Source organism: Pedobacter agri, from assembly GCF_032678665.1.
Taxonomy (GTDB): Bacteria; Bacteroidota; Bacteroidia; order Sphingobacteriales; family Sphingobacteriaceae; genus Pedobacter; species Pedobacter agri_A.
In genome coordinates, this window is sequence record NZ_JAVTSH010000009.1 from 1 (window position 1) to 16,980 (window position 16,980).

The following is a 16,980-nucleotide window of genomic DNA, read 5'->3' on the forward strand; positions in this document are numbered from 1 at the left end:
AGTTGATTGGTTTTAAAAGGTTGCCTGGTGTGGATTTTTGAGGCAGGAGTGATACAGGTAGTTTTTGAACCATATAGATATAGAGAACATATAGGTTTGAGCCGGGATCTAAACCAGCGTTTTTCTTTGAACCATATAGATATAGAGAACATATAGTATTAAAACGGGAGATCAAACGGCATGTTTTTTTTGAACCATATAGGCATAGAGAACATATAGTATTAAACAGGGAGATCAAACAGCATCTTTTTTTTGAACTATATAGACATAGAGAACATATAGTATTAAACCGAGAGATCAAACTGCATTGTTCTTTGAACCATATAGGCATAGAGAAAATATAGGCTGAATTGAAGAGGTTAAAATAAAGATAGCTTTAAGGCTTAGCACATAGGTAACTGGTGAAGGTGTAATTCTATTTAGGTAGGTTGGCACCCAGCCATTGATTGAGGCAGTAGCTGCGCCACTTAAACCCGACCAAAGTGGAAAACCCGCAGCGAGGTACGAGCGAGGATTTGTAACATAGGGCGGGACAATACTTATATAAGAGCAGTTGCAGTGCTTTCCAAAAAACATTAAATAGTATACCATATAAGTATACCATATATATGTATAGTGTGAAATGATAGGATGTTAAAAATTGTTAACTATATATATGTAGTGATTTGCTTTGCATAGCTTAGCGGCTAATTGTTTTTATTGATGTTATCGTATTATTATTTATCTTTGCAGAATGTTTAAAGTTAAACACTTAATTATTTTAGTATTTATTGCCGCATTGGGTATTGCGGGTTGTAAAAGTCGTTTCGAGAAATTGAGAGCGAGCAATGACGTTGCAAAAAAATACCAGGAAGCTATTCGGTTATATAATAAAAGGGATTACAGTAAGGCTTTAGTGTTATTTGAAGACTTGGCTCAAAAATACCGTGGTCGTGAACAGGCTGAAGATTTGAACTATTACTACTCTTATACGCTTTATAGGTTAGGTGATTACACAACTGCAAGATATCAATTTAAGAGTTTTGCTGATACGTATCCTGCCAGTAAAAATGCAGAAGAAGCTCGTTACATGGGCGCTTATTGCTATTATTTAGAATCTCCATCGTTTTCATTGGATCAAGAGAATACATATAAAGCGATAGATGCATTGCAATTATTTATTAACTTATACCCAACAAGTGATCGGGCGGCAGCAGCGGGAAAATATATTGCTGACTTAAGAGGCAAATTGGAAGATAAGGCTTTTGAAAATGCGAAAATGTATTTAACAACTGGTCCTAGTAATGTAGATAATTACCGTGCGGCTGTTATTGCTTTAAAAAATGCACAAAGAGACTATCCGGATATTAAATATGCTGAGGAGATGGACTTTTTGATGATTAAAGCACAATATTTATATGCTAAAAACAGTTATATCATCCGCCAGGAAGATCGTTATAACGAGGCAATTGAATTATATACTGAATTTACTGAAAATCATCCTGATAGTAAATTTACACGTGAAGCCAAGCAATTGAAGAAAGATGTTGAGGATGGGATTGTAACTTCGAAACAAGAGCTTGCATTGTATGCAGCTGATCAAGAAAAATATAAGCAAATGTTGATAAGGACCGGTAAATTAAAGGATACCGTTTCTACTAAACCAACTACTGCTGATAACACGAATATTAAAAATTAATTAATACATGAATACTAACAAACCTGCTGTACCAAATACTACAGTTACCAGAAACGTTCACGATTTGGATAGAACTACAGATAACTTATACGAATCTTTAGTTGTTATTGCTAAAAGAGCAAATCAGATTTCGAATAACGTTAAAGAAGAGTTGCACGGTAAATTAGCAGAATTTGCTTCGAGCAACGATAACCTGGAAGAGATTTTCGAAAATCGCGAGCAAATTGAAATCAGCAAACACTACGAACGTATGCCTAAACCTGTTTTAGTTGCTATGGATGAGTTTTTGAATGATAAAGTTTATCACAGAAATCCTGCTAAAGAACAAAAATAACATTGGCATAGCGCATGGAGTTTGGAGCTAAGGCGTTTCGCATGCGCTCTATGCACTGTGATTTAACTCTTTGCTTAAATGCTGAAAAATAAAAATATTATCCTTGGCGTTTGCGGTAGCATTGCGGCTTATAAGTCGGCCTTTCTGGTTCGGCTTTTGGTAAAAGCTGGTGCAAACGTTAAGGTAATTCTTACCCCTGATGGTGCTCATTTCATTACACCATTAACCCTTGCTACGCTTTCTAAAAACCCTGTTTACACCCAGTATTTCGAAGAGGAAACCGGCGTTTGGAGCAACCATGTTGAATTAGGTTTATGGGCAGATCTTATTATTATTGCCCCTATCAGTGCCAATACACTCGCTAAACTGGCAACCGGCATTTGTGATAATTTACTAACAGCAGTTTATCTTTCGGCAAAATGCCCAGTATACGTGGCGCCAGCAATGGACCTGGATATGTGGAAGCATGAAAGTACCCAAAACAACATCAATCAAATTTCTACTTATGGCAACGTTGTAATTTCTCCCGCAAGCGGCGAGTTAGCCAGCGGACTGCATGGCGAAGGCCGTATGGCTGAGCCTGAAGAGATTGTAGCATTTCTATCTGATCGTATTAAACAATCGCTACCACTAAACGGCAAAAAAGTAATGGTAACTGCAGGGCCAACCTACGAAGCAATTGATCCTGTCCGTTTTATCGGCAATCATTCTTCTGGCAAAATGGGCTTTGCTTTAGCTGATGAGTTGGCGAAACTTGGTGCTGATGTTACTTTGATTGCCGGGCCTACCGCTCAAAACTCAAACGCTTACCTGAAGAGGATTGATGTGGTAAGTGCAGCAGAAATGTTAAAAGCTTGCACTTCTATTTTTTCGGAAACAGATATTACCGTAATGTGTGCTGCTGTTGCCGACTATCGTCCGAAAACAATAGCTTCACAAAAAATCAAGAAACAGGAAAGTGCGTTGGTTTTGGAGTTAGAGAAAACGGTTGACATTTTGGCAACGCTAGGGAAAAGCAAAACGGAGCGTCAAATTTTAGTTGGTTTTGCTTTAGAAACCAACGATGAAGAAAATTATGCCAAAGGTAAGTTAGAAAAGAAAAACTTAGATTTGGTTATACTCAACTCCTTAAACGATAAAGGCGCCGGTTTTAAATCAGATACCAATAAAATTACTATTTTTAACAGGGCATTGGAGCGAACTGTATTCGAACTGAAATCGAAAACTGAAGTAGCGAAAGATATTTGTACTGCTATATTAAAAATCATAAGATGATAAAAAGAATTGTTTGGATATTGTTGTTAATTGGTTTCGGGAAATTACAAGCTCAGGAACTAAATGCCCGGGTAACCGTTCTGGCACCTCAGGTATCAAACATGAGCAAACCTACTTTGGAAGCTTTACAAAGAACAATCCGCGATTTTTTGAATAACAATAAGTTTAGCGTTGAAAACTACAAGCCACAAGAGCGCATTGAATGCAGTTTTGTGATTACGATCAATTCGTGGGATGGTGGCTCTGGTTATACCGCGGAAGCACAGATACAAAGTAGCCGCCCGGTTTTTAACAGCTCCTACAACAGTACACTGCTAAATATGAGCGATAAGAATTTCGACTTCAGCTATAACGATGGATCTACGATCGATTTTTCTGACCAAAATTATATCTCCAACATCAGCGCACTGCTCTCCTATTATGCTTACACCATTATCGGACTTGATAAAGATAGTTTTGCCAAAATGGGTGGAAGCACTTACTTTAAAAAGGCACAAAATATTATCAACTTAGCGCAAGCCTCAGGTAATACTGGCTGGAAAGCTGCAGATGGTTTACGAAACCGTTTTTGGTTTAATGAAAATGTTTTGAATCCAGTTTTCAGCGAATTACGTGTTTTTATTTACGCCTACCATTTAAACGGCTTAGATCAGCTTACTGATAATGATAAAGGTTTAACACAAATTGTATCGGCCCTGCCGGCTTTGCAGCAGATGGATAAACAAAAACTGGGATCCATTTTTCCTAATGTTTATTTTGCTTCCAAAGCTGAAGAGGTAACCAATGTACTTTCTAAACTAAATACTCAGGAGCGTATGAAAGCCTATAATATGCTCGCTGAGATCGATCCTGCCAACATTGGTAAATACGAAGGATTGAAAAAGAATTAGATTTTGGTTTGGTAATTAATGGCATCGAGTTAAATTTAACCTCACTCCCATTCGAAAATCAATTTCCAACTTTCAAATTAATGTCAGTCCTGCTTTCCGTTTATACGCCTGCAGGCCTTCTGCATAAGGCCGGTATCCACTTCAATCAGGTTTAATTAACTTAAACCGGTGCTAAAAACTTAAAACACCACCATTATTGTTTCTTAATTTATGCAACGTTTTAGATGTTCTTGCGTCTATTATTTAAAAAGCTGCTAAAATATTTTGATTATACGAATATCTTCGTACATTTGATTACGAAATAATTCGTACAACGTGTAACAATATGACAATTAACAACATCAAACCTACTGAAGGTGAAATGGAAATATTACAGGTGCTTTGGCAAAAGGGCCTGGCTACAGTAAGGGAGGTTCATGAAGCTTTAAATAAAAAGGATTCTGGTTACACCACTACTTTAAAATTAATGCAAATTATGCATGAAAAAGGAATGGTTGAAAGGGATACTAATCAAAAAACACATATCTATAAAGCCATCGTTAACCAAGATAAAACAGAAAAACAACTGGTTACAAAAATGATCGATAATGTTTTTAACGGCTCAGCGGCCAGATTAGTAATGCAGGCACTGGGTAATCATAGTGCAAGTGCAGATGAGATTGACGAAATCAAAAAATATTTAGATAGCCTTAAATAGTTCATTGGTCATTAGTCATTAGTCATTAGTCATTAGTGAAAACAGACTTGCATTGAAAATATCAAGGAAAGTAATTTGATTTTAAAAGAATTAAAGCAATTAACATGGAAACTTTAATAGAACAATTTATCAAGGCATTTGGATGGAGTATTTTAAATTCCCTTTGGCAAAGTGCCCTTATTTACGGTGTCTTATTCATCATTATGTTGAGTTTACCCAAATTGGCGGCAAAATATAAACATAACCTTGCCTTCGGTTCAATTGTATTGATGTTTTTTGGATTTGTTTATCATTTCGTAAATCAAATGCTCATCAACATACCTCAGGAATCAGCAGCTGTTTATCAAAAAGGCCTTCAGTTCCAACAATATTTTAATAATTTGCCGGAGAGCTTTAGTAGCAAGGCGGAGGCCTATTTCCCAATCGTCGTAACATTTTACCTAATCGGCATTGTGCTTCAACTCTTTGTCATCGTTAGAGGATACCATCAACTTGATAAATTCAAAAAACAGCATTTGAATGCTATTCCTGATAATTGGAAACTATTATTCGAAAATGTGATTGCCAAGTTGAAAATTAAAAAGACGATAAAGTTTCAATTGTCGTCAATTGTAAACGTTCCATTGGTAATAGGTTATTTCAAGCCGATTGTTTTGTTCCCCATCGCCTTGGTTAATCAACTGGATAATGACCAGGTTGAAGCGATTTTAATTCACGAATTGTCTCACGTGAGAAGGAACGATTTTCTACTAAATCTTATTAAAACTGCCATTGAAACACTGCTTTTCTATAATCCATTTGTTTGGATGGCTGGTAGATTTATCCACATTGAACGGGAGCATGCTTGCGATGATCTCGTACTGAAAATCACTGGCAAGCCATTAAACTATGCCCACGCTTTACTCAAACTTGAATTACTAAAAGATAAAAGCAGTCCGTCATACGCCCTGGCTGCAACAGGTAAAACCCAAAATTTATATCAACGTATAAAAAGAATAACCAATATGAAAACGAATTATTTAAATGCCAAACAGCAAATGGCAGCCCTCACCCTTGGCGTTGCGTGTCTGTTTTCCATCGCGTGGATTAACCCAACAGATAAGCAAAAAGACAACAAAACTGTTGCTAAAAACGAATTAATGACCATGATTAATGCTGATGGTACAGTAAAGACAATGCTAAAAATTGATACGAGTAAAAAACGTAAAATCAAGATTGTAACTATTGATGCCAATGGTAAAAAAACGGAGTATAACTCTTTAAATGAAATGCCAGATAGTTTGAGAAGGAATTTTTATAAGGATGAGCTTTTTTCTGGCAAAAATGTATTCAGATTAACGAGTGATTCTAATTTTAAGTTTAAAGATTCATTGTTCCAGGCAAGAATTTATAAAGAGTTCAATTCTCCTGAGGCGCAATTAAAATGGAAAAAATTTGGTGATGATATTGCAAGGGAATATTCCTCTCCGGAAGCACAAGCGAAATGGGAAAAGTTTGGGGCTGATGTAGCGAAAGAATATACATCTCCTGAGGCCCAGGCCAAATGGAAGAAATTTGGAGAAGATATCGCAAAGGAATTTTCATCTCCGGAAGCTCAGGCCAAATGGAAAAAATTTGGTGAAGATATTTCAAAGCAGTATTCATCGCCCGAAGCCCAGGCAAAATGGAAAAAGCTTTCAGAAGATATGTCTAAGGAATTTAATTCTCCAGAGGCACTGGCCAAATGGAGAAAATTGGGAGAAGAAACTGCTGCCAAATTGAACACCCCAGAATTCAGAGCTGAATTAGATGCCTTAAAAGATCGCGTTGGAAAAGCTGATAGCAGGAGAATTAAAAACTTATCCAGATTAAAAAGTGATTCTTTAGGCAAAGTTTATCAACTTGGTTTCTCTACTCCAGAAGGTTCAACAGTCTATTTCAATGATAACCAGACAAACAATAAAGTTAGACAAACCGAAGAATACAAAAAGCTAAAAGAGAAATTCGACAAAGAGGTTAAAGAACTTAAAGAAAAGATAGAAAAGTCGGAGAAGAAAGAAAAGAGAGAAAAATCAGAAAACTAAAATAAATCAAACAAACCCTGAAACAGCGAAGATTTATCTTCGCTGTTTGCGTTTTAGCCCTTTCTTAAAATAACTTTTTAGTATTTTCGTAGTCTGATATGCTACAAAAACTTTCCATTCGTAATTACGCATTAATCGATAGTCTTGACATCGAATTTGATAAAGGCTTAAATATCATCACCGGTGAAACAGGTGCCGGGAAATCTATCATTTTAGGTGCTTTATCGTTGATTTTAGGTCAAAGGGCAGAGAGTAAATATTTCTTCAACCAGGATAAAAAATGTGTGATTGAGGGAAATTTTGCTTTGGCTGACAATCAGTTAAAGGATTTTTTCGAGGAAAATGACCTGGACTTTTTTAATGAAACGATCCTGCGCCGTGAGATTTCAATTGACGGAAAATCGCGGTCCTTTATCAACGATACGCCTGTTAACTTATCCATATTAAAACAGATTGGCGAAAAGTTGATTGATATCCATTCTCAGCATGCCACGCAGGAAATTAACGATGCTGACTTTCAATTGCTCATTGTAGATTCATTGGCTAATCATCAAACTTTGTTAGTTGAGTACAGAAGCGGTTTTAAAAAATTGAGGCATGAGCGTAATCGTTTAAAAAAACTCATCGAAGATGCTGCTGAAGCCAGAAATAAACAAGATTATGAGCAATTTTTGTTTAACGAATTGGAACAGGCTAATTTAAAATCGGGCGAGCAAGAAGAATTGGAATTGGAGCTGGAAAAACTTACCCATGCTGAAACCATAAAAAGAGCTTTACTTATTTCAACTGGTTTATTAACAGAAAGTGAACCGTCTGCACTGCAGATACTGAAAGAAGCGCAATTACAATTACAGGCTGTTGAAAAGTTTGATCCGGCAATTAATACACTTTTTGAGCGGCTTAAATCATCTATCATCGAGATTAAGGATATTGCAGATGAGGTTTCATCGCTGGAAGAAAATACCTTGCACAGTGCCGATCGCCTTGAAATCATTAATCAGCGGTTAGATTTATTTTATTCATTGCAGCAAAAGCATCGTGTAAGTAATAACGACGAATTACTGGCAATCCAAAATCAACTCGAGCAAAACCTAAATAATTTGTTATCATCAGATGCAAATATCGAACAGCTTGAAAAAGATATTGAACAACTTACACTCAGCTTAACTAAACAAGCAAATTTGTTGAGCAGTAATCGTAAAAAAGCGATTAAAATTGTAGAAGACCAAACCGCCCTAACGCTAAAAAGAGTAGGAATGCCGAGTGCAAAGTTGGTTTTGAATCAGAAACAGTTATCAGATTTAAATAAAGATGGCTTAGATGAAATTTCTTTATTGTTTACTGCAAATGCCGGACAAAACCCTGCGCCTGTTAACAAGGTGGCCTCGGGCGGAGAATTATCAAGATTGATGCTGGCAATTAAAGCCCTACTTGCAAAACATACTTCCTTACCAACCATCATCTTCGATGAAATTGATACGGGAATCTCGGGTGAGACAGCATTAAAAGTTGGCGAAGTAATTTCAGATCTTGGCGAAAATATGCAGGTAATCTCCATCACCCATTTACCACAAATTGCGGCTAAGGGCAACGCACATTACTTCGTACATAAAAATGAATCTGGCGGCAAAACAAGTACCGGCATCAGAAAACTTCAAGCTGATGAACGTGTGGGTGTCATCGCAGAGATGTTGAGCGGTAAAAATCCTGGTGCATCGGCAATTGAAAATGCAAAGGAATTATTAGGCTAGTTTAAAAAACGATACTTGTGTTTTTCAAACTAAAATACTAGTTTTAAAAATGCGATTGATTTCTTTGTCTCTATTTTTTAACCTGATTTTTCTATTCACGTATGCCCAACAAAGCTTTAACCTATCGGGTACTGTCAAAGATAAACGAGGCGAAGCCTTACCGGGTGCTGGAATTTATGTGAGTGGTTATAAAATCGCCACAGTTGCTGATAATGACGGTAAATACATTCTGCCGCTTAAACCAGGGAATTATGATATTTTAATCCAGTTAATCGGATATAAAGCACTCAACAAAAATGTTATCATTTCAGATAAAGCTATTCGTTTGGATGTTATTCTTGATGAAAGTATTACACAGTTAGCCGAAGTAACCATTAAACCCGATGCCAACCGGGCGCATTACATTGCAATGTTTCGCGATTTTTTTATCGGCACCACACCTAATGCTCAAACTTGTAAAATCCTTAACCCAAATGTTTTAATTATCGATTACGATCAGGAAGATCGAAAACTAACGGTAAAAACAAATGACTTTTTAATTATTGAGAATCAAGCGCTTGGTTACAGAATTAAATATCTGGTCAAAAATTTCGAATGGGAAAGCAAAACAGGTATTATTTATTATGAGGGCTTTCCTTATTATGAAGATTTGAAAGGAACGGAGCGAAAAAAACGCATTTGGGCTAAAAAACGAATGGAGGCATATTTAGGGTCGCCACAGCATTTTTTTAAATCGCTTTTCCAGAATAGTGCCACTAAAGAGGGTTTTATAATCAACAAGTTAATTACAAAACCTAACCCGGATCGACCATCAGATAGTTTGATTAATGCGAATATGAGGCGCCTGGCTCAAAAGCAGATTGGCTTAAATGGCAAAATTACGATTGGAAACGTTCAAGATGATTCTCTAAGCTTTTGGGCTAGAAAGAAAAACCTGAATAAAGGAATTTCAATTTTAAACCGTAGGGATGTGCTTCAAGATACTTTGGTTAAATATTTCAATCCGAACATTAAAGCAATCAACTTTACCGACAAGCTTTATGTGATTTACAAAAACGAAACTGAAGATCCGATGTTCTTAAATCGACTCGGCCAGTCCATCTCTCGCCCTTTAGATATGCCAAATTATCAGGTTTCTACTATCGATTTACAGGTTGCACCCGTATATTTTTATGAGAACGGTGGCATTTACAATCCCCGATCAATGTTGTTTTCAGGATATTGGGCCTGGGAAAAAATTGCAGATAGTGTGCCGATGGATTTTAGCCCCAAATAGTCGCCTTCGAAAAAGTTAAATTTGTTAAAATCATATCCCAACATTCGGAATATTACGGCTTTTGGTTACATTCGCTTTCATGTTTAAAAGCCTACTGGCAACCTTATTTTTTTTCATTATTAGCCTATGTGCTTTTGCACAAAACACATTTACCATCAGCGGCATTGTTAGAGATAACAAAGATGGCTTACCTGGCGCAAGTATTTATTTGAGCGGCTATAAAATTGCTACTGTTGCCGACAATGATGGAAAATTTAAACTTCAAAACCTAAAGCCGGGTAGTTATGATTTGCTTGTACAAATTGTTGGATACCTCCCCTACTCTAAAAGTGTAATCATTTCTGATCAATCAGTAACAGTTGATCTGGTTTTGAAAGAAAATGTCGCTCAATTGGATGAGGTAGTTGTACGGGCAGATCCGAACAGGCAGAAGTACATCAATCAGTTTAAAGAGTTTTTCATTGGCAAATCGCCAAACTCTCTTCAGTGTAAAATTTTAAATCCTCAGGTACTCAATGTTGATTTCGATATTACAAAAAGTACTTTAACTGTCAGCACAACCGAGTTTCTTGTGGTCGAAAATAAAGCACTGGGTTATCGATTGAAATATATGCTGGATCATTTTGAATATAACTCGAGAACGCACATTATTTATTATTCGGGCCATCCGTTCTTCGAGGAACTAAAAGCTTCTGCAGCTAAAAAGAAAAAATATATCGCTGCCAGAGAGATTGCTTATTACGGATCATCACAACATTTTTTCAGGTCGCTTTACGCCGGAAAAAGCAAAGAAGAAGGATTTATCATTAATAAAATGCTTAAAATCCCAAATCCAAACCGTTATCCGGAATATGTGATCAATGCCAATTTGGAGAAGATAAAAACACTGCCGGAAAAAACAGGTGTGCGGAAAAGTGCAGGAAAGATTGATACGGCATTACTGAACTTCTGGACCAAACAAAAGGAAATGCCAAGAACTATCGACAGGTTTTCAAGAGGAGATGTACGCCCAGATACTTTGGTTCATGATTATGATGAAAATTTAAAATACCTGAGTTATACTGATGCACTCATTGTTCAATATACTAAAGAAAAAGAATCGCTGGCCTATTCAAAAACCGGATTTTGGATTTTCAGGCCCTTGGATGTTCCAGAAAATCAGATTTCGGTAGCTAACTTAACAAGTACTGGCGTTCGGTTCTACGAAAACGGCGGGATTTATGATTCAAGATCACTGCTTTATGAAGGTTATTGGGCCTACGAAAAGGTTGCCGATATGGTGCCGATGGATTACATCCCGCTCGCTAAAATTTAACTAAAATTCTTTCCACAATCGCAATAAATTACTAAAAATATTAGTAATTTTAGGTTATGACTGGCGAAGAAAAACAATATTTTAGAGGAAGAGGTGCTCAGGTTAATCCACATAACAAATTCTTGAAGGATGTTTATGTAAAAGAATATGATGAGGGCATTGACGATTGGGAAGAAAGCGATCGCAAAACATCTTTCCTTTTCGAAAACTCAAAATCAATTGTAAATAAGGTTGATAGTCCAGATGTTGGAATGGCTTATTCACTGAATCCATATCAGGGTTGTGAACATGGCTGTACTTATTGCTACGCCCGTAATTCTCATCAATACTGGGGATATAGTGCTGGCATTGAATTCGAGCGCAAAATTATTGTAAAGAAAGACGCTCCAATACTATTTAAAAAATTTCTTGAGAAAAAAGGATGGGATGCCTCTACGATCTCACTTTCTGGAAATACCGATTGTTACCAACCTGCTGAAAGGAAATTCAAATTAACCCGCCAGCTATTGGAGATCGCATTGGAGTACAAGCAACCCATTGGCTTGATCACAAAAAATTCGCTTATCCTTCGCGATAAAGATATTCTCCAGGAAATGGCGAGGTTAAATCTTTGCAAGGTTTACGTTTCGATCAACAGTTTAAATGAAGATTTACGACAGGTTATGGAGCCACGAACGACAACTGCAAAGCAGCGATTGAAGGTGGTGGAAGACTTAAGCAAAGCTGGAATACCGATGGGCGTAGTTGTTGCGCCACTTGTACCAGGCTTGAGTGATCACGAAATTCCAAAAATTTTGAAAGCAGTGGCTAACGCTGGTGCCCTACATGCAGGTTATACCGTAGTACGATTAAATGGCGCTATTGCCCAGATTTTTGAAGATTGGTTACAAAAGAATTTTCCAGATCGTTTTGAGAAAGTTTGGCACATGATACAAAGCTGCCATGGAGGAAATGTAAATGATAGCAGATTTGGAGATCGAATGCGTGGAGATGGAAATATCGCTAAAATGATCAGAGATAATTTTAAGCTGCACTGCCGTTTAAATGGGCTTAATGTTCAGCGCACTGTTTTAAATCATTCGCTTTTTAAAGTCCCAAATGATCAAATGTCATTGTTCTAGTTTGAAATTTGAGGGATAAAACATAGTTTTAACCCATGAATATTGCGCTGGTAACTTATTTGGATAAGGGAAAATACGATTCAACAACCGTTGAAAGTGAGGATGATAAACTGTTAAACTTTTTACAAAATAAAGGTTTAGCTATTGAAAAGGTAATTTGGAATGATCCGGAAATTAGATGGGAAAATTTTCAATTGGCCATATTAAAATCTCCATGGGATTATTTTGACAGGATTAATGAATTTCATAAATGGCTTGATCATCTCGAAACGAAAAAAGTAAAGCTTTTAAACCCTATTAATGTTGTACGCTGGAATACCAACAAACATTATCTGAAAGAAATTGAAGCCACAGGACTAGCCATTACGTCAAGTGTATTTATCAGCAAGAATGATCAATTTTTACTGAATGATTTTTTTGAGAAGTTTAATTCGAGTAAACTCATTGTAAAGCCATGTGTAAGCGGTGGGGCCAAAAATACTTTTAAAGTTACAGACGAAAATGTTGAGGAAATAAATAAACAACTGCAGCTGCTAGTTAAAGAAGAAGATTTTATTGTTCAACCATTTTTACCAGAGATAATAGAAAATGGAGAATGGTCGTTTATATTTTTTAATGGAATTTACAGCCATTCACTGATAAAGCAGGCAAAACCTGGTGATTTTAGGGTTCAGCCTGCTCATGGCGGTTCTGTACATCCTCAAAACCCTGATGAGGATTTAATTGAGGTTGCATCGCAGTATGTAAATCTTTTTGCCAAAGGTTGCCTTTATGCGAGGGTTGACGGCACATTTGTTAATGGAAAATTTCTATTGATGGAGCTGGAACTGATTGAACCTTTTCTATTTCTGAATACAGATCAGGAAAATTATGAGCGATATTATCAGGCATTAGTCGAATTGATTTAGGTGGCAACTCTTTTGCAGATGATAAAGCCACAGACCAGCACCATATGATTATGACTTTGCTCGCCTGTGGCTAAATAAGTTTACATTTTCGCAGCGAATACTTGCGCCCAGAAAGCACCTGATCTCGCTGCCCCCATTTCCTTATAATTTGCATTCATCATATTTTTACAGTGACCTTCACTTTTAAGCCAATCATTAAAAACCTGGCTTTCGCTTGTTTGTCCTTGAGCAACATTTTCGCCAACAGCTTTCCAAACATAACCGGCAGCAGTTACGCGATCTCCAACACCCGTTCCATTAGCAGATTCGTGTTGCATCTTGTTAATTGATTCCATATACTTACTCTGGTTGATCGCTGCTGTTGCCAAATTAGTATTCCAGGTTACCGCAGCAACTGGAGGCATCACGGTTGTTCCGCAATTACAGCCTGCCAAACGGGTGTCATTCACGAGCTTTAAAAGCGCATCGTTATTGATATTTGTGGTGGTTGAAGTTTCTATTTTTTTAGTGTTTACTTCTGGATCTGACGATTTTGCACTTTCATTTTTCTTACAGGAAATTGCCAGACAAACTACTGCTAGGCCAATCATTGGGACGAATAATTTCATTATATAGGTTTGTTTTGTTATCGAAAGATACAGTGAAATTCATTAATAAAAAATTTCTCGAATTTCTTTTTTCTGCCACTAAACCTAATTAAAGCATGTTTTAGCGTATTTGTAAACCTACAAATACAACAAAAACCCTAAATCGTATAACAAAAAAACTCCCGATTTTCATCGGGAGTTTTCTTATTATTTACTAGAAGAATCTTCTTCTTTTTTAGGCTCTTCTTTTTTCTTTTCGCCCTTTTTGTGATTTACTGAAATCAGCTCTGTTTCTTTATTATAATCAATTTCTAAAACATCACCTTCAGTTAATTCACCTTTAAGTATTTCTTCTGCTATCGGATCTTCTAAATATTTCTGAATGGCTCGTTTTAACGGACGGGCACCAAAATTACTATCAAAACCTTTATCAGCAATATAATCTTTAGCATTATCAGTTAATGCAATTTCATAACCCAAAGTATGAACGCGGCCAAACAAGGCTTTCAATTCAATATCAATGATTCTGAAGATCTCTTCTTTACCTAAGCTATTGAAAACTACTACATCATCAACACGGTTTAAGAATTCCGGAGCGAAAGCACGTTTCAAAGCACTTTCAATAACGCCACGGCTGTGAGATTCTGCCTGGTTTGTTTTTGCAGAAGTAGAGAAACCAACGCCCTGACCAAAATCTTTTAACTGACGGGCGCCAATGTTAGAAGTCATGATGATGATTGTATTTCTAAAATCAACCTTACGACCTAAACTATCCGTTAATTGTCCTTCATCTAAAACTTGTAATAAGATATTGAAAACATCAGGGTGAGCTTTCTCAATCTCATCTAATAAGATCACAGCATAGGGTTTTCTTCTAACTTTTTCGGTTAATTGTCCACCTTCTTCGTAACCAACATATCCTGGAGGCGCTCCCACTAAACGAGATACTGCGAATTTCTCCATATACTCACTCATATCAATTTGAATTAGCGAATCATCACTATCAAACATGAAACGAGCCAGTTCTTTTGCCAATTCTGTTTTCCCAACACCCGTTGGACCTAAGAAAATAAACGAACCGATTGGCTTTTTAGGATCTTTTAATCCGGCTCTTGTACGTTGAATGGCTTTAGTTAATTTCTTAATCGCATCATCCTGACCAATGATTTTCTCTGCAACTTTATCGTACATGTTTAATAGCTTTTGGCTATCGGTTTGTCCAACACGTTGTACCGGAATACCAGTCATCATGGCTACAACTTCAGCAACATTATCTTCAGAAACTTCGTAACGTTTAGTTTTCGTTTCTGCTTCCCATTCTGCTTTAGCTTTATCTAATTCTTCAATTAAATTTTTCTCTGTATCGCGTAATTTTGCTGCTTCTTCGTATTTCTGACTGCGAACAACTTTGTTTTTCTCTAACTTGATATCTTCGATTTTTGCTTCGATATCAATAATGTTTTGAGGAACATGAATGTTCGTTAAGTGCACTCTCGAACCAGCTTCATCTAAGGCGTCGATTGCTTTATCTGGCAAGAAACGATCGGAGATATAACGAGAAGTTAAAGTAACACAAGCCTGAATTGCTTCATCGGTGTAAGTTACACCATGGTGTTCTTCGTACTTATCTTTAATTCTGGTTAAAATTTCTACAGTCTCATCAGGTGTAGCTGGCTCAACCATTACCTTCTGGAAACGACGATCTAATGCACCATCTTTTTCGATATATTGACGATACTCATCTAAAGTTGTGGCACCAATACATTGAATTTCTCCTCTGGCTAATGCTGGTTTAAACATATTCGACGCATCAAGTGAACCTGAAGCACCACCAGCACCCACAATGGTATGAATCTCATCAATAAATAGAATAACGTCAGTAGATTTTTCAAGCTCGTTCATCACGGCTTTCATACGCTCTTCAAACTGACCACGATATTTTGTACCTGCCACTAATGACGCTAAATCTAAAGTAACTACACGCTTACCAAAAAGTACACGCGACACTTTACGTTGTACAATGCGTAAGGCTAAACCTTCTGCAATTGCCGATTTACCGACACCTGGCTCTCCAATTAAAATCGGGTTGTTCTTTTTTCTACGAGATAGAATCTGCGAAACGCGTTCAATTTCTTTCTCGCGGCCAACAATTGGGTCTAAGCGCCCTTCTTCTGCTGCCTTAGTTAAATCACGACCGAAGTTATCTAAAACCGGTGTTTTCGATTTAATATCCGAAACCTTTTTAGGCGTACTAAAGCTTTCTTCTTCACGATAATCATCATCGCCACCCGTAGATGCGCTGTTTGAAATATCATCTCTGAAACCATTTTTATTCACTTCAACCTCCTGTTTAAAAACATCATAAGTAACACCATATTGTAACAATATCTGCGAAGCAATGTTATCATCGTCTCTCAAAACGGATAACAACAAATGTTCGGTGCCAATTAAATCGCTTTTAAATATTTTAGCTTCTAAGTAAGTAATTTTTAAAACTTTTTCTGCCTGTTTAGTTAACGGAATATTACCCAAGTTAACTGTAACACTCGAAGTGCCGCGAACAGCATCTTCAATTGAGCGGCGCAATTTACCGGTATCAACTCCTAACGATCGTAAAATTTTTATAGCCATGCCATCGCCTTCGCGGATGAGGCCCAATAATAAATGCTCGGTTCCAATGTAATCATGCCCTAAACGGAGCGCTTCCTCCCTACTAAAAGAGATTACATCTTTAACCTGTGGTGAAAATTTTGCTTCCATAATACCTTTCTTAACAGCTACGTCCCTAAACTATAAAATTAATTATAAAAGAGTACCTGCTGTTTTCTTTATTTTATCAACAATTGCGCCATATAGGTGGATAAAGAGGCTTTTGAATACCGCATCATCCAGAAAATAACTTAAGTGTAGTGCTATGATAAATATTTTTTATTTTATATCTATCTACGTAATAAGTGTTTTATAGGTTTTAAAGCAGATTTTGCAATCTGTTTTGAAATTAACCTATCATATTGTCGGTTTATTGTAAGGATATTTCTGCAACGGACAACTGACAAATTGTAACCTTTTGCACAAGCAATTTACA

13 protein-coding genes are annotated in these 16,980 nt (G+C 36.8%); 11 read left to right on the top strand and 2 right to left on the bottom strand.

Going from position 1 to position 16,980, the window contains the following annotated elements; translation table 11 throughout:
* Window positions 1–733: 733 nt before the first annotated feature.
* From R2Q70_RS17705 to R2Q70_RS17755, 11 genes are all read left to right on the top strand, one after another.
* A complete protein-coding gene (locus R2Q70_RS17705; protein WP_316808880.1) occupies window positions 734–1,678 on the top strand; it encodes an outer membrane protein assembly factor BamD in 945 nt (314 codons plus the stop codon).
* Between the two features lie 7 nt (window positions 1,679–1,685).
* On the top strand, window positions 1,686–2,012 hold the full coding sequence (locus R2Q70_RS17710; protein WP_010602351.1) for a DNA-directed RNA polymerase subunit omega: 327 nt from the start codon (window positions 1,686–1,688) through the stop codon (window positions 2,010–2,012).
* Between the two features lie 78 nt (window positions 2,013–2,090).
* A complete protein-coding gene (coaBC, locus tag R2Q70_RS17715) occupies window positions 2,091–3,287 on the top strand; it encodes a bifunctional phosphopantothenoylcysteine decarboxylase/phosphopantothenate--cysteine ligase CoaBC (RefSeq protein ID WP_316808881.1) in 1,197 nt (398 codons plus the stop codon).
* Window positions 3,284–4,177, top strand: coding sequence for a DUF4835 family protein (locus R2Q70_RS17720; RefSeq protein ID WP_316808882.1), 894 nt, complete (start codon window positions 3,284–3,286; stop codon window positions 4,175–4,177). Before coaBC ends, R2Q70_RS17720 begins: the two co-directional genes overlap by 4 nt.
* 325 nt (window positions 4,178–4,502) lie before the next feature.
* On the top strand, window positions 4,503–4,874 hold the full coding sequence (locus R2Q70_RS17725; protein WP_316808883.1) for a BlaI/MecI/CopY family transcriptional regulator: 372 nt from the start codon (window positions 4,503–4,505) through the stop codon (window positions 4,872–4,874).
* Window positions 4,875–4,978: 104 nt separating this feature from the next.
* The gene (locus tag R2Q70_RS17730; protein WP_316808884.1) at window positions 4,979–6,937 is read left to right on the top strand and encodes a M56 family metallopeptidase; all 1,959 of its coding nucleotides are present in this window, start codon (window positions 4,979–4,981) and stop codon (window positions 6,935–6,937) included.
* A 98-nt stretch (window positions 6,938–7,035) separates the two neighbouring features.
* Window positions 7,036–8,688, top strand: coding sequence for a DNA repair protein RecN (gene recN / locus R2Q70_RS17735; RefSeq protein ID WP_316808885.1), 1,653 nt, complete (start codon window positions 7,036–7,038; stop codon window positions 8,686–8,688).
* Window positions 8,689–8,752: 64 nt separating this feature from the next.
* Complete coding sequence (locus R2Q70_RS17740) at window positions 8,753–9,964, top strand: carboxypeptidase-like regulatory domain-containing protein (RefSeq protein ID WP_316808886.1); 1,212 nt, start codon at window positions 8,753–8,755, stop codon at window positions 9,962–9,964.
* 79 nt (window positions 9,965–10,043) lie between these two features.
* On the top strand, window positions 10,044–11,279 hold the full coding sequence (locus R2Q70_RS17745) for a carboxypeptidase-like regulatory domain-containing protein (RefSeq protein WP_316808887.1): 1,236 nt from the start codon (window positions 10,044–10,046) through the stop codon (window positions 11,277–11,279).
* 56 nt (window positions 11,280–11,335) lie between these two features.
* On the top strand, window positions 11,336–12,400 hold the full coding sequence (locus R2Q70_RS17750) for a PA0069 family radical SAM protein (RefSeq protein ID WP_316808888.1): 1,065 nt from the start codon (window positions 11,336–11,338) through the stop codon (window positions 12,398–12,400).
* A 35-nt stretch (window positions 12,401–12,435) separates the two neighbouring features.
* The gene (locus tag R2Q70_RS17755; RefSeq protein ID WP_316808889.1) at window positions 12,436–13,308 is read left to right on the top strand and encodes a hypothetical protein; all 873 of its coding nucleotides are present in this window, start codon (window positions 12,436–12,438) and stop codon (window positions 13,306–13,308) included.
* Window positions 13,309–13,388: 80 nt separating this feature from the next.
* On the opposite strand, the gene R2Q70_RS17760 is transcribed toward R2Q70_RS17755, so the two are convergent.
* The gene (locus R2Q70_RS17760) at window positions 13,389–13,916 is read right to left on the bottom strand and encodes a CAP domain-containing protein (protein ID WP_316808890.1); all 528 of its coding nucleotides are present in this window, start codon (window positions 13,914–13,916) and stop codon (window positions 13,389–13,391) included.
* Between the two features lie 186 nt (window positions 13,917–14,102).
* Window positions 14,103–16,655 carry an ATP-dependent Clp protease ATP-binding subunit gene (locus tag R2Q70_RS17765; RefSeq protein ID WP_316808891.1) on the bottom strand — a complete coding sequence of 851 codons (2,553 nt, stop codon included), beginning with the start codon at window positions 16,653–16,655 and terminating at the stop codon, window positions 14,103–14,105.
* Window positions 16,656–16,980: the final 325 nt, after the last annotated feature.